Genomic DNA, 21,878 nt, shown 5'->3' with positions numbered 1-21,878 from the left:
TAGGTAAGTACCAAATCCTCTGCTGCTGCGGCCTCTCATCTCATCAGGACTACAAATATGAGCCAGGCGTACCCAGTGCTATTCGTTTCCCACGGCGCCCCGACCTTTGCTATTGAACCCGGCAAGGCCGGCGCGCGCTTGACTGAGGTTGGACGAGCGTTGCCACGCCCTACCGCAATTGTGATCGTCTCCCCTCATTGGATGACACGCGGCGGCGTACGTGTTGGCAGCAGCCAGACTCCTGGAACTATTCATGACTTCGGTGGGTTCCCTGAGGCGCTTTATCGCCTGCATTACCCGGCCCCCGGCAATCCCGCGTTGGCCGAGCAGATAAATAGTCTGCTAAACAGCGCGGGAATTTCAGCGAGCACCGAGTCAAACCGGGGCTTGGATCATGGTGCCTGGGTACCCCTGCTGTACTTGATGCCGGACGCTGATATCCCGGTGGTTCAGGTTTCCATGCCCTATCCGCTCACTCCTGTTGACGCTTGGCAACTTGGCCAGGCGCTCAAGCCGTTGCGTGAACAGGGAATCTTGATCATTGGTTCTGGAAGCCTGACGCATAACCTTTATGAGTTCCGCGGTTACGACGGTGATCCGGCCGAATATGTGAAGAATTTTGCCGACTGGTTCAGTCAGGCATTGCGCGCCGCTGATATGCCAGCGCTCTTCGACTACCGTCGAAACGCACCTGACGCCGAGCGTGCACACCCAAGTGACGAGCATTTGATGCCGCTATTCCTGGCGCTTGGCGCCGCCGGCGAGCACTACGAAATGGAGGTACTGGAAGGCGGAATCGCCCACGGTGTACTCGCAATGGACAGCTACTTGTTCCGCACCCCATCCACGGTATCTCTCACCCAGGAAGGCACTCAGGTATGAGTAACCCATTGGCGATGCCAGAGCTTCAAGAAGAGCCGCAATCCGGTCTTTTGTTTCGCCGCTTGATCGGGACGACCACACCTCGCGCGCGTTTGCTGCTGTTGCACGGTGTCGGCGGTAATGAAACCAACCTCGCCGGCCTTTCCAACTCCATCCCCGACGACGTCGAAGTCCTGCTGGTACGTAGCCGACTGCAGATCGCGGCTGAAGGATTCGCTTGGTTTCAAGTAAGTTTCGCCAGCACCGGCCCGGTTATCAACGAAGAGCAAGCCGAAGCCAGTCGCCAATGCCTGGTGAATTTTATAGAAGCGCTACCTAAGCTGCCCACCGTGATCGCTGGCTTTAGCCAGGGCGGCATTCTCAGTTCCAGTGTAGGGCTCAGTGCCCCGCATTGCGTGGCTGGCTTTGGCTTGCTCAGCGGCCGGATTCTGCCGGAGCTGAAGCCCTATATTGCGAGTTCGCAGGCGTTGCGTTCTCTGTCGGCGTTTGTCGCCCATGGCCGTGCAGACAATAAACTCCCCGTATCTTGGGCAGAGAAAGCTGATTCTTGGTTGACCCAACTGGACGTACGGCACGAAACGCACCTGTATGACATGGGCCATGAGATAACAGCCGAAGAAGTGACTGATTTTGTCCGATGGTTGGAGTCTGTGTTGACTCCCGCCTGACGTGGCGAGTGGCCAACCGTGGCAAGGGTCGCATGAGGTTCGAGCCTTTGTCAGTCTCGTGGCCCTAGTGGCCGCAGCTTCCACATGTGGCGCGTATGTTCTGCGGCGAGAGGCCGTGGCAGCAATACCAGTTAGTGTCCGCCAGCTGTTTGATTTCGGACGGCGAACCTTCCGACAAATGCATCTACTGCTAATCGCACCCAACGGTCCAGCTGCTCTGCAGAAGGCCGTGTACCGGGATGCAGCAGGCATTCCATCTGCCCTTCGGTGCGGACCATGCTGATAAACAGCGCAGCAGCCGCCTCTACACCGATAGCATGGACGTCAACTTCACCCGCTTGCGAGGCTTCACTTAGACGCTCCGACACCATCGCAATGACGACTTTGGGGCCGGCCAGGTAAAACCTGCGACCGGCATCTGGAAAACGCGGCGCCTCAGCCACGACCACGCGGAAAAGCGCCACCCCGACCTCAGCCAGCACGATGTCGAGATAGGCCCGCCCTATGTCCTCCAGGGTTTTCCTGATATCCCCCGGGGCTGGCTGTATCGCATGGATGGTTGATGCCATCGACGCGCATTGACGTTCGATCACCGCGACAAACATGGCCTCTTTGCTCGGAAAGCATCCATACATCGTCTTCTTCGAAACGCCTGCTTCGCGCTGAATCATATCGGTAGTCGCAGCGCTGAAGCCGTGGGTCAGGAACACAGTCGTCGCAGCATCGAGAATTGCGACGGATTTGTCGAACTGAATGTCAGGCTTGCTCATAGAAAAATCTGGTCTGTTGTTTTGCTGAAGTATACCGGCCGGTATCTTCCGCTCGCAAAGCTTAATCCCAATAGATTAGCCATTAATTATTTGACTGAATGTTTTTTAGCTAATTAGAATACCGATCGGTTTCCACGCCATCTTATCGCTTGCCTCCTCGCTCCAAAGCCGTACCGATGATTGAGACCTGCCCGCTTTGCCTCTGCTTGAGAATACGAATGAAAGCTGCGTCGTGCCTTTGTTTCGCCCGGATATTCCTTGCCTTGGCGTCCACCCTGCTGGTGGGCTGCGCGAGCGTAACAGCGGTCCAGTTGCCGTCCATTGATCCATCCGCAGCGCTGGCGTCCTATCAAGCACAGGTTGACGACCAATCTGCTCTGAGCGAATCACAGACGCCCGTTCGCTGGTGGGAGTTGTTCAATGACTCCACGCTATCGGCACTCGAGTCGGAGCTTGGCCAGAGCCTGGATATCCAGACGGCTGCGCTGCGTGTCGAGGAAAGCCGTGCTCAGCTGGGGTTGGCCGATGCGCCCCGTTATCCGACGCTGGCCCTAGCCGGCAGCTACTCACGCTCGGCAATCAGTGAGAATTCGCCGTCGCATCGATTGGGGGCACCTACAAACGGTCAGGACATGTGGTCGTTGGGCCTGCAAGCGGGCTGGGAACTCGACCTTTGGGGTTATCTTCGCCACACGCAAGCATCTGCGCAGGCCAGGTTGGACGCGGCTTATTACGGGCAGGATGCCGTCATTACCTCGGTCTCGGCGGACGTAGCGCGCAACTATCTGTTGCTACGCGGTGTGCAGGCGCAGGCCTCGTTGGTGGAAAAGAACCTTCGGATCGGACGAGACCTGGTTCGCATGGCCGAAAGCCGTGAGCGCAATGGAGCCGCCACGCGTTTCGATGCTGCCTCGGCGCGTGCCGATGCCGCCGGACTCGAAGCCCGCTTAACCCAGCTGAATCACCAGCGAGATACGCTGATGAACGCGCTGGCGCTACTGCTTGGCAAACCCCCGCGCGAACTGGATGAACGTCTCACCTTTGCCGAACTACCCTCAATGCCGTCACGCCTGCCTATCGGGGTGCCTTCCGAACTGGCTCGTAATCGGCCAGATATCCTGCAGGCAGAAGCTGGGCTGCGAGCAGCAGTGGCGGATATCGACGCGGCAAAAGCCGATTTCTACCCACGTATCGGTCTCACCGGCACACTCGGCGCGCAGGCGTTCGACCTCTCTGATCTGGGAAGCTGGGGATCCAGGCACTATTCGGTAGGCCCCACACTTTACTTGCCGATCTTCGATGGTGGGCGGCTCCATAGCCAGCTGGCCTTGAGTGAAACCCGCCATCGTCTGGCTGGTATCGCCTATCAGCGAGTGGTGCTGCGAGCCTGGCACGAGGTGGACAATGCCCTCGGCGCTTATGCCAGCGAACTGGAGCGGCACGAGCAGCTGCAGCTTGCGTTGAAACAAAGCGAAATAGCCCTGCGCGTAGCACAACGCTCATACCAGGAAGGCTCCGCAGATTTCACGGCCGTACTGGTTGCTCGTCGTAGCCTGCTCGCCAATCAAGCCGAACTAAGCGACTGCGCGACTGCCTCCGCGCTCGCCGTTGTCTCGCTTTATAGAGCCTTGGGTGGCGGCTGGTCAGAACAATGGGCGGGCGAAGCAGCAACGATCGGGGCTTCTTCATGAGCACTGCCGCACCCGCCTCGCCGCAACAGCCTGTGCTCACAATGCGTCTCGCCGTCGGTCTATTGGGGGTGCTGCTGGCAGCGATGGTGGCGGGGCTGAGTGGCCGCGTCCCAGCTTTGGTGCTCGTCGACCTACAAGGCGCGCTAGGGTTTGCCAAAGATGATGCATCCTGGCTCACGACCGCCTATTCGGCAGGCGAGCTGGCGGCGATGCCGTTTGCCGCGTGGTTCGCGATCACGTTCTCGATGCGACGCTTCCACATGACGATGCTCGCCGCAGCGCTGTTGCTGGCTGCTGCCCTGCCGTTCGTTCGCGATCTAAATGTGCTAATTGCCTTGCGCCTTCTTCACGGTATCTGTGCCGGTTCGCTGGTTCCGGTTCTCATGATGGCCGCTCTGCGGTTTCTGCCTACATCCATCCGATTGCACGGTCTGGCGTTATTCGCCATGACAGCCACGCTCTCGCCTAACGTCGCCCTAGGGCTTGCGGCTCTGAGCGTGGATCATTTAGATGATTGGCGTTGGGCCTACTGGCACATGCTGCCGCTGGGGCTGATTGCGATGGGGATGGTCGGCTGGGGAATTCCCAAGATGCCCCCAGCGCTGCCGCGTCTGAAGCAAGCAGATTGGTTCGGCTTGTTGCTGGGGGTGCCTGGGTTGATGCTTTTGGTGGTTGGCATCGATCAGGGGGTGCGCTTGGACTGGTTTCAGTCACCAATAATCGTTGCCGCCCTTGGCACGGGCGCGATCCTAACCAGCCTGTTTTTGATCAGCGAATGGCTTCATCCGGCTCCGTTCGTGGGGTTGGCACTTTTGAACCGGCGCAACATCTGGCTAGGCTTCATCTCGCTCGCCGGATTGCTGGTCGTCATGTCCTCAGCCGTGAATCTTCCAACCAACACATTGGGTAGTCTTCATAACTTCCGGCTTGAGCAAAGCGCAGGACTCGGGCTATCAGTAGGGTTGCCGCAACTGGTGCTTGGGTCTTGTGTAGCGTTATTGCTGTATCAGCGATGGGTCGATGCCCGCCACGTCTTTGCCGCCGGGCTGGCCTGCATGTCAGCGGCGTGCTGGCTGGCTTCGGCCATTACGGATGAATGGATGGTGCGACAGTTTCTATGGCCGACTCTTCTTCACGTAATTGGGCAACCGATGGCGATGGTTTCCCTGCTATTTCTGGTTGTAAGCACGGTGCAGCCGATCGAGGGGCCGTTCCTTGCAGGATTGGTCAACATCGTGCGGGTACTCAGCACAGTCGTGGCCGGCGCGCTCGTTGGTCAGTTGAGCACAGTTCGAGGCCGCTTCCATTTCGAATCACTGCGGGATCAGGCGGGCAACCTGCTTCCGCATTGGGCTGGATTTGACTTTCCTCCAGGCGCCTTGATCGAGCAGGTTGCCAACCAGGCGAGTGTTCTTGCTACCGCCGACGTTTATCGGGCAATTGGCCTGTTGGCGTTCTTGCTGATTCCACTCGTCCTGAGATTTCAATACATCCCGGCACCGGTGGTGCCCCGAAATTTCCCTTCCGCCCCAGCCACCGTTCCGGCTGGAGCGGCCTCTTGAGTTGAGCTAGTACGAATTCCATGGTCAATAAACTGCGCTACCAAATCGTAATCGGAGCGATCGCTGCCGCAACCGTCGCGGGGGCAATTTTCATCCTCAATCGTCCCGAAGCACAGTCATCCGTGCAGAGCACCGATGATGCTTATGTGCGTGCCGACCTGACGGTGATCGCACCTCAGGTTTCAGGCGTCATCATGGCGGTAACGGTAGATGACAACCAGCAGGTGCAAGCCGGCGATCCGCTGTTGCGCATCGACGACAGAGCGCTGCGCATTGCACTGGTCGCTGCATCGGCCACGATCGCCGGGCTCCAAGCGCAACTGGAACTTCAACAAAGCCTGATTGAGCAGGCACGCGCGGTAGTGGCTGCATCCAGCGCCAAGCTCAAGCTTGCCAAAAGAAATCTTACACGCTCGGCAAACCTGGCCCGTGATGGATCGGGGACAGTGCAAGCGCTGGAGCGGGCCGAGGCGGAATGGGCAACACAACATGCGGCCTATGAACGTGATCGCGCTGGGCTGCGTTCGGCCGAGCAACGGACAGCGATCCTGCAAGCCGACCTGGAGAAAGCCATGACTGACAAGGCGGACGCCAGCTTGATGTTGTCCTACACCAATATCACAGCACCGGTCGCAGGCGTCGTCGCACAGCGCCATGCCCGGGTAGGCGGCTATGCGCGCCAAGGCGAGCCGTTACTGACCTTGGTCCCCCTGGATGACATTTACATCGAGGCCAATTTCCGTGAGACCCAGTTAGCCAACGTGGATGTCGGCCAGCCGGTTGATATCGAGATAGACGCGCTACCGGGCGTTCAGCTTAAAGGGCATGTCGAAAGTCTAGGTGCGGCAAGCGGCGCGAGTTTCTCGCTGGTGCCGCCGCACAACGCAACAGGAAACTTCACAAAAATCGTGCAGCGACTGCCAGTGCGAATCCAGGTGGACTCAGGGCAACAGCAGGCTCGGCGGCTTCGTGTGGGCATGTCTGTGAGGCCAAGCGTCCACACCAATGCTGCTTCGGCTCAAGAACCTACGCCTGCCACTGCGGCAGTGCAGGCCGAGTCCTAATAGATCCCGTCGCCATTGTGAGGCTCGTCATGAACGGCTATCAGATAACGTTTTTTACCCAGCAGGATCGCTTGATCGGCAATCTTCCCGCCGGGCAGTGGCTGTTGGAGGAGGCTCGGCGCTTAGGGTTGCGCGGTGCCACTTTAAGCGGTGCCGTGGAGGGACTGGGTCACGACGGCGTCATCCACGCAATCAACCTGTTTGATCTTTCGGACCAACCCGTCCAAGTGACATTGGTCGTTACCGAAGCGGAAGCGGAAATGTTCTTCGAGCATCTAACCCAACAGCGCGTGCATGTGTTCTATGTAAAGGTAGCGGCAGAGTTCGGAACGCTGGGCGAAAGTGGCTGAGCTTGTGGTTGCCCAACGCAGTATGCCCACGCTCGCTCAACTCAAAGCCTGGTTGGACAAGACCCAACCGCAGGTTGCCGGACAGACCGCGCTGGCAAAGCGGTGAACTAGCTGGCGAGTACTGGAACAAACTCGCACGCTACGTCGAGGGGCGACACTTGCCTATCGACAACAACCGTGCCGAGATACGCCATCGACCAATTCGTCATCGGGCGCAAGAACTGGCTGTTCAGCGACACGCCCAAGGGCGCCACCGCCAGCGCACAGATCCAAAGCCTGATCGAAACCGCCAAGGCCAACGGCTAAGAACCCTATGCTTGGCTAAGGCATGTGCTTGACCATTGTCTACAGCAAAAAGCGTGGAAGAGTACGAACCACTGCTGCCATGGAACTGCTCGCCGCCAAACCATGTTGAGCGTTGAACCCCCGTCTTTAACAGGTGGGGTTTATGGAGCGGTTACCGAACAGGTGGTCGCACTGATCGACTCCCTACAGGCCGGCAAATACACCCTGTTCAACCGGACCACCGGCTCCTGCGCGTGCCTCCGGCCAACTGTTCTTTGAGGACCAGCGCACCGACGGCCTGTCGCACCATGCGCTATCGCCAGCCTTGGCGGTAGAAACGGCTCGGTCACGGCCAGCCGATAGCACCAGCCTGTTCTATCTCCGCGATAAAACGCTTGCGACGGATCGCTTGCATTTGCCTAGTCCACGAAGCGGAAAAGAGCGTAAAGCAAGCCGGTATTCCAGCACGACTATCCTTCTTCTGCTTACTTGGGGCGGTAGATCCTGAAAAGCTGCTCCGCGCCAATTTCGAAGTAATCGGCTGGACCGCCACCTCTCATTATGGTTTGAGAAGAAGCTGTGTCATACACACCATCAACGATCAGGTCTTGGTAAATGTGAACCCCAACGACTTCGCCAAACACCATCCAGGTGTCTACCAGACAGTTATCGACCCCCTTTAACTGCACTACCTGTGTCAAGCGGCACTCAAAAGAAACCGGACTTTCTTTGACTCTCGGGACAGAAATCAGCTTGGACTTCACCGGAGTGACACCTGCGAGCTCAAACTCATTTATCTCAGGCGCTGTCGCCTCGCTACTTATATTTACCGCTTCAGCAAGACTCCGTGTCGCAAGATTCCATCCGAACTCGCCAGTCTCCTGTATATTTCGCAAGGTGTCCTTAAAGCCGACGCTGGAAAATCCGACAATCGGCGGGTGATAGTTAAACGCATTAAAAAAGCTATAAGGCGCAAGATTTAAATGCCCCTCAACGCTTTGCGAAGAAATCCAGCCAATCGGCCGTGGCGCGACTAACGCATTAAACGGATTATGCCGCAGCCCATGCCCTTTGGCTGGTTCGTAGAAATGAATGTTCTCCATCATACAACCTCAGTGAACCTAATCTGTCTTAGACAATGCTTCGCCAGATACCCGCAGCGAAGTATACCAATTCCTTTTCACCTAAAACGCTGAATAAAAGCCAGCCGTATACATATGTTTATTGATACGCTAGGGAGCTTGCCTTTATAGACACCAGGCTACTACCAAACATTGAAGAATCCGACACAAACTAATACATCAAGGACGGCAGAAATAGGGATAGTTGCGGGAAGAACATTAGCAGCGCCAACACTACAGCCTCAGCCGCCAAAAACCATAACGTCCCTCTAACTATAGTCGCGAAAGGTACTGCGTCCCCTACCCCCGCACTCACCACGAACAGATTCAACCCAATGGGCGGCGTCAATAATCCGATTTCGATAAACTTGACAACCAATACCCCGAACCATATCACGTTGATGTCAAAGGCTATTACAAATGGTGCAAGCACGGGGAGAGTCACGAGCATGAGCCCAATCGGATCGAGAAACATACCAAGGACTATATAGAAAATCGTAACAAATATGAGGAATACCCAAAGCGCTAGAGCATAATTTTCTACCCAGAGCCCGATAGTCATGGGGATCTGGCTCAGCGTCAGCATACGACTAAACAAAACAGCGCCAAGTGCGATGAGAAAAATGGTAGCCGAGCTTTTAACGGTCTCGGCGATGGCGTCCTTCATAGCAGCTAAGGTAAATGTTCGCTGAGCTACTGACGCCAGTATCGCGATGAACGCGCCGAATGCGCCGGCCTCTGTTGCAGTTACGGTTCCCGTATACAAACCCCCGACAACTACCGCGACGATAAATGGCAACGGCCAAGATTTAAGCAAAAGCCTGACCTTTTCCGAACGGCTATATTCTTCGTCGGTGGCTGGGGCCAGGCCAGGGTTGCATTTGACACGTATGACAATCAGTGCTGAATACATGACCATAGTCAGCAGCCCGGGGATTATCCCAGCTAACAGCAACTGTCCAACTGACGCTTCCATGAACACTGCATACAGCACGAAAGGGATACTTGGAGGTATAAATGCACCTAGCGTGCCGGACGCAGCGACAACGCCAGTTGCAAGCCCCGGGTCATACTTGGCACGTAACATTTCTGGAACCGCGATCCTTGACATGGCCCCAGCCATAGCTACGCTGGAGCCGCTCGCCGCAGCGAAACCAGCGCTTGAAACGTTAGTTGCTATGGCTAGCCCGCCTGGCAAAAACCCAAGACATGCGCGCCCGGCATCATAAAGAGTCCGTGTAAGACCGGTATGAAATGCAATTGAGCCCATCAGTATGAACATCGGGATCGCGGTCAACGACCAGTGAGCGATAAAATCAAACGTGGTCGAGCCCATCAATGAGAATGCTGCGTTCGACCCTCGTAAAATAAAGATACCGGTGAAGGCAGAAACTCCGAGGGACACCCCGATTGGCAGTCTCAAAGAGAGCAGTGCAGCGAGCAATAAAATACAGGACAGCCCAATTTGTATAGAGGTCATGAGTCAACCATCCTTTTTATTATTCGCTGCCCAAGGGGCATAATAATGAACCAAGACTATGATAGCGGCTATGGCGGCCAGGGTAATCGCGATAAGCGCCAGCCACCTGGCGGGCCAGATCGGGAGCTCAAACAATATGGCGTCGACCGTCTCATTTTTTTGCCAACTCCGGTCGGCTTGGCGGTAGAGACCGAAAGAGAAAATCCCAAAGTAACCTGCGATAACCAACCAGCCAAAAATATCCACCGCAGAGCGGAGCTTTCCTTTGAAAAACTGCGCAAATACGTCTACCCGTATATGGGCATCTCGCATTGTGCAGGAGAATATCCCGACAAATATGCATGCAACCATATAATAATAGGTTACAACCTCCATGGTTCCGGGCAAGTGCTGCTTGAAGATGAGCCGCAAGAACACCTCTAAGGTTATGTGAACCATCATCATGACTACGAGCACACCCACCGCAACTGCAGCGGCGTCGCTCAGCCTCCAAAGGAACCTGAACATAAAGAATCTCCTACCTAATTTATTTTTATTGCTATCTTTCCAATGGCGCGGCGGTCGGCAATGCTTCCCAGAGCTGAAATTACCTCATCAAATTGATAGATTTGCGGCTCTGGAACTTCGATAGCTCCGTTACTGGCTTCAGTAAAGAGCCAACTCATCAGTCCTTGCACCTGTCCTGCGAACTCATGACGCCGATCAGAAGCGCCCCAACCGATGTATTCTGAAAAGTTGACCCCAATAAGTGACAGATTTTTAAGGAGCAACAAGTTCGCTGGCACTTTGGGGATTGTGCCGCTTGCAAAGCCTAGACACAGAACGACGCCATCAACTGCTGTGCTGCGTATAAGTGTCTCGAACAGTTCTCCCCCAACGGGATCGAAGACTATGTCGACACCCCGACCTTCAGTTATGGCCTTCACCTTTGCCTTCAGGTCCTCCTGAAGATAGTTGACGCCATAATCCGCTCCAGCAGCTATTGCGGCTCGTAACTTGTCTGCGCTGCTTGCAGCCGCGATGACCCGAGCGCCCTTCGTCTTGGCGACCCGGATCGCAGCACTGCCTAGCGCACCACCAGCACCGGTTACCAGGATCGTTTGGCCAGAGCCCAGTCGAGCCTTGGTCAGGGCAGTGGCGGCGGTGCCAAACGACAGAGGGATACCGACGGCTTTGGACAGCGGGAATCCATGCGGTATGTGATAGACGTTGGACGCATCCGCCACAGCCTCTTCTGCGAATGCACCACAGTCCAAGATCGCCGCTACACGATCGCCCGGTTTCACATTGCCAACATCATTCGCACATTCAAGAACGACCCCCGCGACTTCTGTGCCGGGCACAAAAGGCAAAGCGAATTTACGCTGGTACTGTCCAGCGACCATTAATGTGATCGCATAGCTTACGCTCGCATAATGAACACGAATTCTGACGAGCCCTTTTCCTAAACCTGGCGTTTCCACGTCCTTGAATACCAGACCTTGTGAGCCAGAAAAGCTTTCACATATCACTGCACGCATCAGTGGGCTCCTAACGGTCGTCTAAATGCTTTGCCCCGACGATTGGATGCAGACGTTATTACGCAAGAGTTCGTTAATCTCGGCCGCATCGAAACCGGCTTCGATTAGCAACTCCCTTGTTTGCCCACCAAGGGCGGGGGCTGCGCATAAGGTACGCGGGTCAATTTGGGAGCCAGGCATTCTGGGCATTGGAAACGAACCCAACACTTCGTGGTTCACCATGGGCAATAAACCCAAGTACTGCACCTGCGGATCCTCAATCAAGTCTTGGTAGCTATTCATCGGACCGCATAGGACGCCAGTCTCATTCAGTTTTTCGATCCAATGGTCGCGGGGCTGAGTTAGGAAAATCTTTTCCAGAAGGCTATTAATCGCCTCGGCGTTGTCCTGTCGGGCTGCGTTATCGGCGAATCTCGGGTCCTCGGCCCATTCAGGATGCCCAAGAACCTCAGCGAGAGATCTGAACATTTCGTTACGCAGGCACACCACAGCAATTTCGCCATCAAGCGTAGCGAAGTTCCCGGACGGGACGGTTACAGGTCGATTGCGAACGCCATTCTGCAGAAACGATTCCAACATCGGTGTGGCCTGAAACGCAGACGCTGCGCCAAGGAGCGAGAGCTCCAAGTGGCGCCCCGGGCTTGAGGCACTCTGCCTTTGTTCACTGATTGCAGCGGCAAGCGCAAAGCCCGCATATAAGCCAGCTATCATGTCGACTGCTAGCATGCCTACCCGTCGTGGTTTGCCGTCGGCATCCTGATTCATGGAAGCCATCCCGGTCGCCGCCTGCAGGATGCTGTCAGACCCGGGTCGAGAAGCGTTAGGGCCAGCGCTCCCGAAACCACTTATCGAACCTAGTACGATACCCGGGCGGAGTTTCTGCAAAACGTCAAAGCCTAAGCCGATTTTGTCTAGAATCCCCGGACGAAAACTTTCAAGGACGACATCGGATTGTTCGACAAAGCGATGAAGCACTTTGCGACCAGCCTCCTGGCGGGCATCAACGCAAATAGCGCGTTTCCCCCAATTCACAGGGGCACTGAGAGAGGTCTGTCCGTTGAGACCAACCCCCATAACACGGCCCCAGTCGCCCTGGGGGGGCTCCACTTTAATAACAGAGGCCCCCATCATAACGAGCATCTCGGCGGCATAGGGCCCAGCCAGACCCTGGCTCATGTCAAGTACGCGTACCCCTTGAAAAGGTAGAAACTCGTTGCTTGTTTTGTTCATTTTATTCACTGCTCAGGTATATCCAAAGGCACCGACTGCGCGCGGCATAGTTCTCAAAGAGAAGCTTTATCGTATATCTCGGTGCGCAATAATTCAGCGTACTGTTCCTCGGTGATATTCCCGTCAGCAACGAGCTTTTCCCATTTCTCAAGATTGTTTATGAAATTAGAAACTATCTGCTCAGGCTCGCTCACTCCACGTCCTTTAGCAGTGGCAGCTGCACGCGCGAGCTGGGACTGCATAAATTCATCGCGCGTCTGCTTTAACATGGGGGAGACTTCGACAAACTTGATGCCATTTTCTTGTGCGGCCTCTCTGGCTTCCGCCTCCTCACTTTCATAAGCGAAAATGGTCCTGGCAAGCGCAATCGGCGTCGCGTCTACTAACACTTTTTGCTCGCTCGTCGAGAGATCCTGCCAAAGCCCATCGCGAACATTGATATTTGACCCACCCTGGAACGCGCCCATCGGCAACGTTATAACGCTATCCACCACTTCATTTAGCGATAGCGACTTCAGCCAGCTGGTTGCGCCTATTACGCAGTCCAGTTGACCACGCTCCATTGCCTCGTACGCCTCATTGTTCGGAATATTTACAGGCACGCCCCCGATTTGCTCAACCCAGCGACCCATCTCCTCGCCGGCAACGCGCATCCGCAAACCCTTAGGCTCAAATCCGTTAGGGAATTCACCTTTGCACATTGCCTGATATGGCGGAGTTGCATAGTTCGACAAAAAGCGCACGTCATATTCGCTAAACTCTTGCAAACACTGTTCGCAGCCGTTGAGCACTGTGTCAACCGCAGCCGCGGCAGTCACGAGGGAATTTTGATTCCAAAACGACAAATCGCTGATGATTGAATTAGCCGGAATGGAAGTTGGGAAATAGACGCTAACCATAAAGCCAGCATCGATCAGGCCATCACGGACCGCCGTCAGCATCGTTGGGCCAGAAGCAGCAGCACCAGAGGGGAACAACTTAAACGATACGCTGCCGTCTGTTTCAGACTGGACCTTATCGATAAAGGTTTTGATACCAAGGCTGGTTGGATGATGCGGAGGAAGATAGCTTGCATACGTGAGGTCGCGAGCCATTGCACTGGGCGACACGCTTATGCTTGCAGTCAGGGCGGCACCGACAGCCATCACAGCAAATTTTTTATTGTTAGTAAGCATGGTGTGTTTCTCCTTTGTGTCCGTTGCGCACTCTGTTTGATTGGAGTATTGTTCGCTGTGCGCACACGACGTTCTCACTGAGAACACGGTAGAGAAAAGACCCTTTGCCAGGGTTTGTCAAGCGGAAACACGTTGAGAGGAGCGATTGAGAGATATGGATGAGACCAGCTCGGATCTGGTTGTGGCCTCCTTTGCTCGAGGGCTAGCCATCATCAAGGCCTTTGGAGCGGGGGCGACAAGATTGACGCTTTCAGCAGCAGCCAAAAGGTCGGGGACTACTCGAGCGAGCGCCCGCAGGCTTCTCCACACGCTCTGTGCGCTCGGCTATGTCAAAACTGACGGCAAGGAATTCTGGCTGACTCCAAAGATTCTGGAGCTGGGCTTTTCATATCTTTCGTCTATGGAGATCTGGTCATTTGCGCAGGGCTATATGGAGGATTTGGTCCAGCGTGTTCACGAGTCGTGCTCCATCGCTGTATTGGAAAACTACGATGTCTACTATGTGATGCGTGTGCCGACGCGACGCCTATTGAAAAGCACATTGAACGTTGGAAGCACGCTTCCGGCCCATGTGGTTTCTCTTGGACGCATCCAGCTGGCGGCTTTATCGGAGGATGAGCTAGATCGTTATCTTGACTCAGTAGATCTGCGCCGCTATACACGGTTTACGATCACCGACAAAGATGAACTGCGCCGTGTGATATTGGAAGACGGAGCGAAAGGCTGGTCTGTCGTAGATCGAGAGCTAGAGGAAGGAATGTGCGGTATATCCGTCCCTATCAAGAGTCACGATAATCGGACCATTGCTGCTATAAATTTAACAATGGCTCCGAGCCGCGCAGCTGAACCTGGAGTTTTGGATGAACTTCTTGACCATTTGCAGCAAACCGCTAATAGCATCAATATGAGCTTGAGTGACAATCGGTCTTGATATTGCGGTCATCCGTGCCAGCAGTCCTGCAACCAGCCTGGCCGGCGTCATGTCGCATTAGGCCGAGCCTCATTTCGTGCTTTCTAATTCGCAGGATTGAAACAACACGGCACCGCGCTATTGATGGTGGCGGTTGGTCCCACCGTCGAATCAATTTTACCTCGCCGGTGGTGCCGCGCTAACGCCACGCCTCACCGGAGAATGCAGACGCTTTTAGTAATCATTGGACGCTTCCTGTCCGAACGCGAACCGGAAAACACCGCCGAGCTCAGACCAAGATGGCCTGCAGTCTTCAATAGATAGATCGCTCAGAGCCGCGCTCCTTTCGGCATGATGTACCCAGTAATTTGCAGAATATAAGCCCGCGCTGTCCTGTGGATCCGAGGCAAAAGCGCGGTCGATAAGCTCAGGAATGCACAGTTTAAGCCAGATTGGCTTTGGATCAATGTTCGAGGAAGCCGCGCAGATCGCTGGTAAACTTGACCGGGTTCTTGAACATCAAGAAGTGATCGCCCTGCTCGGCCTTGCTGTAGACGAACAACTGCGACTGAGGGACTGTCTTGTGGATCCAGCGCTGGCTTGGCAGATTGTTGCTGTAGTCGCCCGAGAAAATTGCCACCGGGACGTCGATCTTGTGTTGGATAACATCGCGCCAGTCATTGACGATGTGGTTGAACAATACCCGGCCCACCGCCTTCGGGTCGTTCTTGATGAAGTGTTGTGCAAAGCTTGCAGAGTTCTCGTAATAGGGCGAATCCATCAGCGGTGCACGCTCCCACGGCACCAGATCAGTGACCAGGGCATTGAGCGGCTTGCCGCCGGTGAAACCATCGACCATGCGCTCCGGCGATGTGGTGGTGCCGCCCGCATCCAGTCGTTCTTGCTCCGACCAGTCCACGTGCGAGTAGATCGATACCGGCTCGTCCACAAAGACTGCCTTGTCGATGCGGGAGGTACCGAACAGATCAATGTAACCCCACAGCACCGAGGCGCCCATCGACCAGCCCGCGTAGTTGGCCTTATCGAGCTTGAGATGATCGGATAGCTCTTTCAGATCCATCGAGAATCGCGAGATCCGGCCACCGTGCTCCACGCGCTGGGACAAGCCCTGGTTGCGCGGATCCATCACGTAGACGTGGTAATCCCGACTGAGCAGATACATCACATTGATGTATTCAGCGCCATTAGCCGACCAGCCCGGAACGAATACCAACGGCTCGCCCTCGCCGGCCTCCCAATAGGAGATCCTGACATCGTCAGAGGTAGTGAATGAATTGATCTGCAACCCTTGGAAGTCCGAGAGTTTGGTAGGCAAACCGTCGATCTTGTTGGGGAAATTGTAGTCCTGGCCGAGGACCTTCAGCGCCGATTCGGCCAAAGCATTGCCGGCCAGCGTTAGACCAACAGCGCATACGGTTGCGAGCATGGAAGTACGCATGGAAGTTTCCTCTGGGCTTGGATGGATAGTAGGCCCGTTTGAAGCGCTACTTCGAGTCTGGACGCGCCCTGCATGGAGCAAGACACCGTTTGCCCTAACACAAAGGCGTGCCGCAACCAGGGTGCGTAGCGAAGAAGCTGACACTGGCGACCCCGTACGAGTATTGACCGTGCAAACGCAAAAAAGCCGCGCATGTATCAAGCGGCAAAGGGAACATTTTCAAAGGTGTGTCACGCATCGATCGTCGAAACGCAACCAGCCGAGTTCAGCTGTCCTTGCGTTGCTCTGACGTTACCGTGGCGTGGGCCCGATGTGAGTCGGTAGATGCCTGATTGACGACGGCCCGCTCAGTGGCGGCGTTATGAGCCTGATCTTGTAGCGCTGAAAAATGAGCGACGAATGCAGGCGATTCTTCAGCAAAGGAAACGGGCGACAGTATCAGGGCGCAAGCGGCAAGCGCAGCTGCGGATAGGGTATTGCGGGTCATATGAGTTGCCTCTCGGTGCGCTGTGGCGTGGAACGTAAGGCAAGCTTAGGACCTCCCCGGAATTGGAAACAGGCAGCTACGGATAAAGCACCGTTACGTCGCACGCAATAACAGTTATGGCTCGCGGCCGTGCCTAGCGGAACGCCCCTAGTCGTCTCGCTTGGATGCGTGCCTCGATGCATGGCTTGACCCGTAATGTGCCCGGAGATGCAGAGAACACCGACGCTACGCTTTCGCGCTTTCCCACTTCACCGACTGGTATCAAGCCAGAACACATCCCCTTTCGCGCTCAGGCTGGACATGCGGGACCTGACCGCTCGGCACAGAGAGTAAGAAACACAATGGACATGTTGCATGCGATGAGGGCGTTTGTTCGGGTCGCTGACGCTGGTAGTTTCACTGCGGCGGCGCTGCAGTCCGATACGTCAACCGCTCAGGTCTCTCGATTGGTTTCAGAGTTGGAGAATCATCTGCAAGCGCGTCTTTTGCACCGCACAACCCGGCGATTGGCATTGACGGAAGCGGGCGAGCGCTTTCTGGAGCAATGCCGAGCGATTCTCGATCAGGTTGAACAGGCGCGAGCCGAAGCAGGCGGTGCGCACCTGATACCCAAAGGTCACCTACGGGTGCACTCGATCATTGGCCTTGGTATTCAGCTGTTAGCGACACTCGCCGGCCGTTACAACGAGATTTACCCCAACGTAAACCTGGAGCTGCTGCTGTCCCAGCGCCAACCCGATCCGTTGGAAGACAACCTCGATGTGATCATTACCCTCTCGCGCGAACTGCCAGATTCCGAGCTGATCGCGCAGCAGCTGGGCACAGTGCTCCACGTGGTCTGTGCCTCGCCCGCCTACCTCAGGCAACATGGCGCGCCGAAGGCACCGGCCGATCTTGAGAATCACAAATGCCTTCGCCTTGCCGATCCGGTGTTCAGCGATAGCTGGAACTTCATCGTTAACGATGCAGAGCTGCCTGTTTGGCCCGGCAATACCTTTAAGGTGAACGTTGCAGAGGCAATGAGCAGCGCCGCCGAGGCGGGAATGGGCATTTGTATGTTGCCAGATTATGTCGCCGTCCCTGCGCTACAACGCGGCTCACTAGTGCGACTGCTTCCTCACTACCATCTGCATGAAAAATACATCTATGCGCTCTACCCATCGCGGCGCTTCCTCGACGCCAAGGTGAAGACCTGGGTGGACTTCCTCAAGCAGGAGCTACCGCAAGCCTTTGAGGGTTACCACAAGGTGCTGCAGAACCCTGAATACTGGGCCTGATCATTGTTACAGATTCGGTAAGGCTTCCTCTCGCTGGCCGCTATTTTTCCGCCCCCCGCCAAACTTTACGATTTGTTTCAGAGACATGACGCGGTTGATTTTTTTAATCCCGCTACAAGTCGTGCGATTGATTGCTCCTTTAAATCGTCCGACACGTGTCCCTTTCGGCTGCCTCACTCGTTGGCAGCCTGTTTTATTCCGAGCGCACGCCAGAAACCTCTGGCGTGCCTCAACTTACGAAGAGGTCACCATGAAAAAACTTATCTGGATTGCCAGTTTGTCTCTGTTCGCACAACTGGCCGCTGCCGCACCACAAGCTACGCCGTACCACTATGGCGACGATCTCGACATCGCTAAGGTCATTTCCGTGAATGTGCCCAACGGTGGATGTTCAGTGGTTGAAGCCACGATGACCTATCTTGATTCTCGCGGCGAGACCCATGTAATGACTTACCTGCGCCAGGGCGCTGACTGCAACGACTACTAGATATCACCTCCTTTCTCTAGCACCACCGCCGGTAAATATGGCAACCGAGCGCTGGCAGGATGACCACAACCTGGACAGCTTCAGCTTGGTAACGGACCGGTCCCGCTGGTTGGGTTAGATGTTTGCAAACCGACTACCGCGACACAGCAGTTAGCCCTGTCATTTCGTAGCGTGCAACGCGGCGTTCGCGCCTTGTGGTCGGCGGGTTCGTTGGGCACGCGGCCGGATGGAACTGGCCGGGCCTGCAGGCAACCCATCGATAAGCTAAAAGGCGAGACTGCCGATCTCTTGCACGTCGGTGGCAGCAGTTGGATGCCGCTGTTTTGATGGGTTTGGGCTTTGTTGTCCTTTGAACGGCGAGCCGTCGTTCCGCAGGCGCAGGCCTGCGAAACGACAATAGGTGAAGGCCAACCGCTGCAGCCTAGATCAGCGGGCGGGCTGCTTCTCTTTGAGTGGCACGGAAGAGCTGACCGGCAAGGACCCGGGCGCCCGTTTCATCGTCAGCAGCAGATGCGCGGCGAGGCCGAAGATCAGTCCCCAAAATGCCGCGGCAGACCGAGCAACGACATGCCCGACGCGGTGACCAGGAAGGTGATCAACGCCGCCTCTCGGCCCTCCGGCACTGACATGGCCGTACTCAGCGCACCGCCGATGGCGGCCAGCAGTGCAAGCCCGGCCAATGCCGCAATCAGCGCGGCGGGAAACGCCGTGAATATCGAAACCAGCGTGGCGCCGAAGATACCCAACAGCAGATAGAACACCCCACCGGAAATACCAGCGATGTAGCGCTTGCCAGGGTCTTCGTGGGATTCCTTGCCAGTGCAGATCGCTGCCGTGATTGCTGCCAGGTTCAACCCATGACAACCGAAGGGCGCGAGTAGCAGGCTGCCCAGCGCGCTGCTGCTGATCAGCGGGCTCGCAGGCGTCGGGTAGCCGTCGTTGCGCAGCACGGCCATGCCAGGCACGAACTGGCCAGTTAGTGACACCATCACCAACGGAAACGCAACGCCAAGGATGACCTGCCAGCTGAACTCCGCGGTGATCCAGACTGGCGTCGCGAGTCCGATCACCAGCGCTTCGCTGTGCAGTTCACCACTAGCGACCGCTATGGCTACGCCGACTACCAACACTGCCATGACGGCGTAGCGCGGCATCATTCGCTTGAAGAGCAGGTACGTGCCAAGCATTGCCAATACCAGCCAGGGTTGCTCTTTAACCGAAACGAACAGTCCCGTGCCAAAGCGAAACAGGATGCCCGCGAGCATGCCAGCCGAAATGGCTGCTGGAAGTTTGCGGATGATCTTGTCGAACGCCCCAGAAAGCCCGACCAGCAGAATGATCACGCTGGACACTAGATAGGCGCCAACTGCCTGGTTCATGCTGATGTCGGGGAGCATGGTAACCAGCAACGCCGAGCCCGGAGCGGACCAGGCAATGATGATTGGCACCTTGTAGCGCAGGCTCAGCACAATGCCGAGCACGCCGCTACCGATGGAAATCGTCCAGACCCATGACGAGAGCATGTCATGGGGCAACCCACCTGCCTTTGCCGCCTGAAAGATGATTACAAGCGGCCCGGCGTAAGAAATCACGGTCGCGATGAAGCCCGCAACCACGGCCGAGAGGGAGAAATCTCTGAGTAGCGTGTTCATGACGCCTCGCAAGTCAGGCCTGGCGATCCGTGACAGAGTCCGGATCGCCCTTGTTGTGGGCCGTGCCTCTGAAACGGATGAGCGTAGGGTGGATGACGCTTCACCCATCCACCGCCGCACTCCGCAAAAGCCGGTGGATGAAAACAGCGTCATCCACCCTACGTTGGCCTTGGCCGTGGTGGTGCTTCTATCCACAGCGCCGACCAGCGGATCCATCATCCTCACAGGGAGGATGATGCTTCATCCATCCACCCTGCGCTCCGAAAAAAGCCGGTGGATGAAAGCATCATCATCCACCCTACGCTCAGCGTGATGAAGGAACTTGAGCCGCCCCTTTTATGTAGTGGTCTACTGATCCCGGACACCGATTTAGGCGAAAATCCTCGCCATTAAGAGGTGTTCGATGAGCAAGCAACGACGTACGTTTTCCGCCGAGTTCAAACGAGAGGCAGCTGCCTTGGTACTAGATCAGGGCTACAGCCATATCGAGGCCTGCCGTTCGCTGGGCGTCGTGGACTCGGCATTACGCCGCTGGGTGAAACAACTCCAAGACGAGCGCCAGGGCGTTACCCCAAAGAGCAAAGCGCTGACACCCGAGCAACGGAAGATCCAGGAGCTAGAGGCCAGGATCAATCGGCTGGAGCGGGAGAAAGCGATATTAAAAAAGGCTACCGCTCTCTTGATGTCGGACGAACTCGATCGTACGCGCTGATAGACCAGTTGAGTGAGCAGGAGCCGGTAGAAGTGGTCTGTTCAGCCTTCGATGTGGCGCGGTCTTGCTACTACGCCCATCGCCTTCGACGTCGCCGTGTCGATGCTCGTCGCGTCGCGCTACGTAGTCGGGTCAACGAGTTGTTTAGCCAAAGCCGAGGCTCGGCTGGCAGCCGAAGCATCCTGGGTATGCTGCGCGAGGACGGCGTGACGATTGGCCGTTTCCGTGTGCGTCGACTGATGCGTGAGTTGGGGCTGGTCAGCAAGCAGCCGGGCTCGCACGCCTACAAGCAGGCCACGGTTGAGCGCCCGGATATCCCGAATCGACTGAACCGCGATTTCGCTGTCCAGCGCCCGAACCAAGTGTGGTGCGGCGACATCACCTACGTCTGGGCGCAAGGTCGTTGGCATTACCTGGCCGCGGTGCTGGATCTGCACACGCGTCGGGTGGTTGGCTGGGCGTTCTCCGCCAAACCGGATGCCGAGCTGGTAATCAAAGCCTCGAGATGGCCTACGAGCAGCGCGGCAAGCCACAGCAGGTGCTGTTCCATTCGGATCAGGGCAGCCAGTACGCCAGCCGCTTGTTCCGGCAGCGGCTATGGCGCTACCGGATGCAGCAGAGCATGAGCCGCCGAGGATACTGCTGGGACAATTCGCCGATGGAGCGCCTGTTTCGCAGCTTAGAGTCAGTGTGGATTCCGGCAACTGGCTACCTGACGGCACAGGAAGCTCAGCGGGACATCAGCCACTACCTGATGCACCGCTACAACTGGATCAGACCGCATCAATTCAACGGTGGGCTACCACCAGCGGTGGCCGAAGAGAAACTTAACCCACTGTCCGGGATGGGTTGACCACTACACAAGTAGCTCGGATGGAAGCTCAACGATAACGTCTCCGCTGCCGTCTCCTGGATCTTGGCAGACAACGCGCCAGCTATCAGGTGTGTCCATAACGGTACCCTCATAACAGAAAGCTTTAGTGTGGCATTCAATATTAGGGAAACGCCTTGCCGTAGCGCGCCTATGTCGTAGCAGCTGGGTCACAGGCAGGCCGATGAGGATCGCGCCAATAGAAAGCCCACTGAGTGGGCGGCC

Annotated in this window: 17 protein-coding genes and 3 pseudogenes; 11 read left to right on the top strand and 9 right to left on the bottom strand. The window is 56.2% G+C overall.

The features are described from left to right. Window positions 1–57: 57 nt before the first annotated feature. Together AC4LFW_RS07285 and AC4LFW_RS07280 are read left to right on the top strand one after the other, a co-directional pair. Complete coding sequence (locus tag AC4LFW_RS07285) at window positions 58–882, top strand: DODA-type extradiol aromatic ring-opening family dioxygenase (RefSeq protein ID WP_158188587.1); 825 nt, start codon at window positions 58–60, stop codon at window positions 880–882. Then, complete coding sequence (locus AC4LFW_RS07280) at window positions 879–1,550, top strand: alpha/beta hydrolase (RefSeq protein WP_158188588.1); 672 nt, start codon at window positions 879–881, stop codon at window positions 1,548–1,550. Before AC4LFW_RS07285 ends, AC4LFW_RS07280 begins: the two co-directional genes overlap by 4 nt. 131 nt (window positions 1,551–1,681) lie before the next feature. On the opposite strand, the gene AC4LFW_RS07275 is transcribed toward AC4LFW_RS07280, so the two are convergent. Then, on the bottom strand, window positions 1,682–2,320 hold the full coding sequence (locus AC4LFW_RS07275; RefSeq protein ID WP_158188589.1) for a TetR/AcrR family transcriptional regulator: 639 nt from the start codon (window positions 2,318–2,320) through the stop codon (window positions 1,682–1,684). Window positions 2,321–2,538: 218 nt separating this feature from the next. Here AC4LFW_RS07275 and AC4LFW_RS07270 point away from each other — a divergent pair, with 218 nt between their 5' ends. From AC4LFW_RS07270 to AC4LFW_RS07250, 5 genes and pseudogenes are all read left to right on the top strand, one after another. Beyond that, entirely contained in the window at window positions 2,539–4,011 is a 1,473-nt protein-coding gene (locus tag AC4LFW_RS07270; protein ID WP_158188590.1) for an efflux transporter outer membrane subunit, read from the top strand. Further along, entirely contained in the window at window positions 4,008–5,573 is a 1,566-nt protein-coding gene (locus AC4LFW_RS07265; RefSeq protein ID WP_158188591.1) for an MFS transporter, read from the top strand. The genes AC4LFW_RS07270 and AC4LFW_RS07265 overlap by 4 nt, the downstream gene beginning before the upstream one ends. Window positions 5,574–5,593: 20 nt before the next feature. After that, window positions 5,594–6,637, top strand: coding sequence for an HlyD family secretion protein (locus AC4LFW_RS07260; protein WP_158188592.1), 1,044 nt, complete (start codon window positions 5,594–5,596; stop codon window positions 6,635–6,637). A gap of 29 nt (window positions 6,638–6,666) precedes the next feature. Next, window positions 6,667–6,987, top strand: a complete 321-nt coding sequence (locus AC4LFW_RS07255; RefSeq protein WP_158188593.1) for a DUF190 domain-containing protein — start codon at window positions 6,667–6,669, stop codon at window positions 6,985–6,987. 164 nt (window positions 6,988–7,151) lie between these two features. Then, a pseudogene (locus tag AC4LFW_RS07250) lies at window positions 7,152–7,409 on the top strand (transposase domain-containing protein); the annotation flags it as partial. Window positions 7,410–7,757: 348 nt separating this feature from the next. Here the strand turns inward: AC4LFW_RS07250 and AC4LFW_RS07245 are convergent. The 6 genes from AC4LFW_RS07245 to AC4LFW_RS07220 all read right to left on the bottom strand — a co-directional run bounded on the left by AC4LFW_RS07245 (window position 7,758) and on the right by AC4LFW_RS07220 (window position 13,798). Next, window positions 7,758–8,378 carry a flavin reductase family protein gene (locus AC4LFW_RS07245; protein WP_158188594.1) on the bottom strand — a complete coding sequence of 207 codons (621 nt, stop codon included), beginning with the start codon at window positions 8,376–8,378 and terminating at the stop codon, window positions 7,758–7,760. Window positions 8,379–8,565: 187 nt separating this feature from the next. Further along, window positions 8,566–9,873 carry a TRAP transporter large permease gene (locus AC4LFW_RS07240; RefSeq protein ID WP_158188595.1) on the bottom strand — a complete coding sequence of 436 codons (1,308 nt, stop codon included), beginning with the start codon at window positions 9,871–9,873 and terminating at the stop codon, window positions 8,566–8,568. A gap of 3 nt (window positions 9,874–9,876) precedes the next feature. Beyond that, on the bottom strand, window positions 9,877–10,311 hold the full coding sequence (locus AC4LFW_RS07235) for a TRAP transporter small permease (RefSeq protein WP_491820156.1): 435 nt from the start codon (window positions 10,309–10,311) through the stop codon (window positions 9,877–9,879). Window positions 10,312–10,394: 83 nt separating this feature from the next. Continuing rightward, window positions 10,395–11,393, bottom strand: a complete 999-nt coding sequence (locus AC4LFW_RS07230; RefSeq protein WP_158188597.1) for an NADPH:quinone oxidoreductase family protein — start codon at window positions 11,391–11,393, stop codon at window positions 10,395–10,397. Window positions 11,394–11,414: 21 nt separating this feature from the next. Further along, window positions 11,415–12,623 carry a CaiB/BaiF CoA transferase family protein gene (locus tag AC4LFW_RS07225; RefSeq protein ID WP_158188598.1) on the bottom strand — a complete coding sequence of 403 codons (1,209 nt, stop codon included), beginning with the start codon at window positions 12,621–12,623 and terminating at the stop codon, window positions 11,415–11,417. 53 nt (window positions 12,624–12,676) lie between these two features. Next, on the bottom strand, window positions 12,677–13,798 hold the full coding sequence (locus tag AC4LFW_RS07220; protein WP_158188599.1) for a C4-dicarboxylate TRAP transporter substrate-binding protein: 1,122 nt from the start codon (window positions 13,796–13,798) through the stop codon (window positions 12,677–12,679). Window positions 13,799–13,952: 154 nt separating this feature from the next. On the opposite strand from AC4LFW_RS07220, the gene AC4LFW_RS07215 reads away from it, so the two are divergent. Then, a complete protein-coding gene (locus tag AC4LFW_RS07215) occupies window positions 13,953–14,729 on the top strand; it encodes an IclR family transcriptional regulator domain-containing protein (protein ID WP_158188600.1) in 777 nt (258 codons plus the stop codon). Window positions 14,730–15,171: 442 nt separating this feature from the next. Here AC4LFW_RS07215 and AC4LFW_RS07210 read toward each other — a convergent pair whose 3' ends face one another. Further along, a complete protein-coding gene (locus tag AC4LFW_RS07210) occupies window positions 15,172–16,167 on the bottom strand; it encodes an alpha/beta fold hydrolase (RefSeq protein WP_158188601.1) in 996 nt (331 codons plus the stop codon). Between the two features lie 828 nt (window positions 16,168–16,995). Between AC4LFW_RS07210 and AC4LFW_RS07205 the strand changes: the two genes are divergently transcribed. Both AC4LFW_RS07205 and AC4LFW_RS07200 read left to right on the top strand, forming a co-directional pair. Beyond that, window positions 16,996–17,931, top strand: a complete 936-nt coding sequence (locus AC4LFW_RS07205) for a LysR family transcriptional regulator (RefSeq protein ID WP_158188603.1) — start codon at window positions 16,996–16,998, stop codon at window positions 17,929–17,931. A 250-nt stretch (window positions 17,932–18,181) separates the two neighbouring features. Then, window positions 18,182–18,418, top strand: a complete 237-nt coding sequence (locus AC4LFW_RS07200) for a DUF2790 domain-containing protein (protein WP_158188604.1) — start codon at window positions 18,182–18,184, stop codon at window positions 18,416–18,418. A 426-nt stretch (window positions 18,419–18,844) separates the two neighbouring features. On the opposite strand, the pseudogene AC4LFW_RS07195 reads toward AC4LFW_RS07200, so the two are convergent. Beyond that, window positions 18,845–20,070, bottom strand: a pseudogene (locus AC4LFW_RS07195) (benzoate/H(+) symporter BenE family transporter). A gap of 403 nt (window positions 20,071–20,473) precedes the next feature. On the opposite strand from AC4LFW_RS07195, the pseudogene AC4LFW_RS07190 reads away from it, so the two are divergent. Beyond that, window positions 20,474–21,635 (top strand): annotated as a pseudogene (locus tag AC4LFW_RS07190) (IS3 family transposase). Window positions 21,636–21,878 lie beyond the last annotated feature (243 nt).

The organism is Stutzerimonas sp. C6.4V (genome assembly GCF_058536345.1).
The sequence above is the reverse complement of the archived record's forward strand: the minus strand, read 5'-3'. Positions and strand labels throughout refer to the sequence as shown.

Excerpts from the sequence above, each read along its gene's own strand:
- AC4LFW_RS07230 (WP_158188597.1), bottom strand. The coding sequence starts at position 11,393 with ATGCGTGCAGTGATATGTGAAAGCTTTTCTGGCTCACAAGGTCTGGTA.
- AC4LFW_RS07280 (WP_158188588.1), top strand. The coding sequence starts at position 879 with ATGAGTAACCCATTGGCGATGCCAGAGCTTCAAGAAGAGCCGCAATCC.
- AC4LFW_RS07240 (WP_158188595.1), bottom strand. The coding sequence starts at position 9,873 with ATGACCTCTATACAAATTGGGCTGTCCTGTATTTTATTGCTCGCTGCA.
- AC4LFW_RS07285 (WP_158188587.1), top strand. The coding sequence starts at position 58 with ATGAGCCAGGCGTACCCAGTGCTATTCGTTTCCCACGGCGCCCCGACC.
- AC4LFW_RS07215 (WP_158188600.1), top strand. The coding sequence starts at position 13,953 with ATGGATGAGACCAGCTCGGATCTGGTTGTGGCCTCCTTTGCTCGAGGG.
- AC4LFW_RS07225 (WP_158188598.1), bottom strand. The coding sequence starts at position 12,623 with ATGAACAAAACAAGCAACGAGTTTCTACCTTTTCAAGGGGTACGCGTA.
- AC4LFW_RS07270 (WP_158188590.1), top strand. The coding sequence starts at position 2,539 with ATGAAAGCTGCGTCGTGCCTTTGTTTCGCCCGGATATTCCTTGCCTTG.
- AC4LFW_RS07275 (WP_158188589.1), bottom strand. The coding sequence starts at position 2,320 with ATGAGCAAGCCTGACATTCAGTTCGACAAATCCGTCGCAATTCTCGAT.
- AC4LFW_RS07210 (WP_158188601.1), bottom strand. The coding sequence starts at position 16,167 with ATGCGTACTTCCATGCTCGCAACCGTATGCGCTGTTGGTCTAACGCTG.
- AC4LFW_RS07205 (WP_158188603.1), top strand. The coding sequence starts at position 16,996 with ATGGACATGTTGCATGCGATGAGGGCGTTTGTTCGGGTCGCTGACGCT.
- AC4LFW_RS07220 (WP_158188599.1), bottom strand. The coding sequence starts at position 13,798 with ATGCTTACTAACAATAAAAAATTTGCTGTGATGGCTGTCGGTGCCGCC.
- AC4LFW_RS07235 (WP_491820156.1), bottom strand. The coding sequence starts at position 10,311 with ATGGTTCACATAACCTTAGAGGTGTTCTTGCGGCTCATCTTCAAGCAG.
- AC4LFW_RS07265 (WP_158188591.1), top strand. The coding sequence starts at position 4,008 with ATGAGCACTGCCGCACCCGCCTCGCCGCAACAGCCTGTGCTCACAATG.
- AC4LFW_RS07200 (WP_158188604.1), top strand. The coding sequence starts at position 18,182 with ATGAAAAAACTTATCTGGATTGCCAGTTTGTCTCTGTTCGCACAACTG.
- AC4LFW_RS07245 (WP_158188594.1), bottom strand. The coding sequence starts at position 8,378 with ATGATGGAGAACATTCATTTCTACGAACCAGCCAAAGGGCATGGGCTG.
- AC4LFW_RS07255 (WP_158188593.1), top strand. The coding sequence starts at position 6,667 with ATGAACGGCTATCAGATAACGTTTTTTACCCAGCAGGATCGCTTGATC.
- AC4LFW_RS07260 (WP_158188592.1), top strand. The coding sequence starts at position 5,594 with ATGGTCAATAAACTGCGCTACCAAATCGTAATCGGAGCGATCGCTGCC.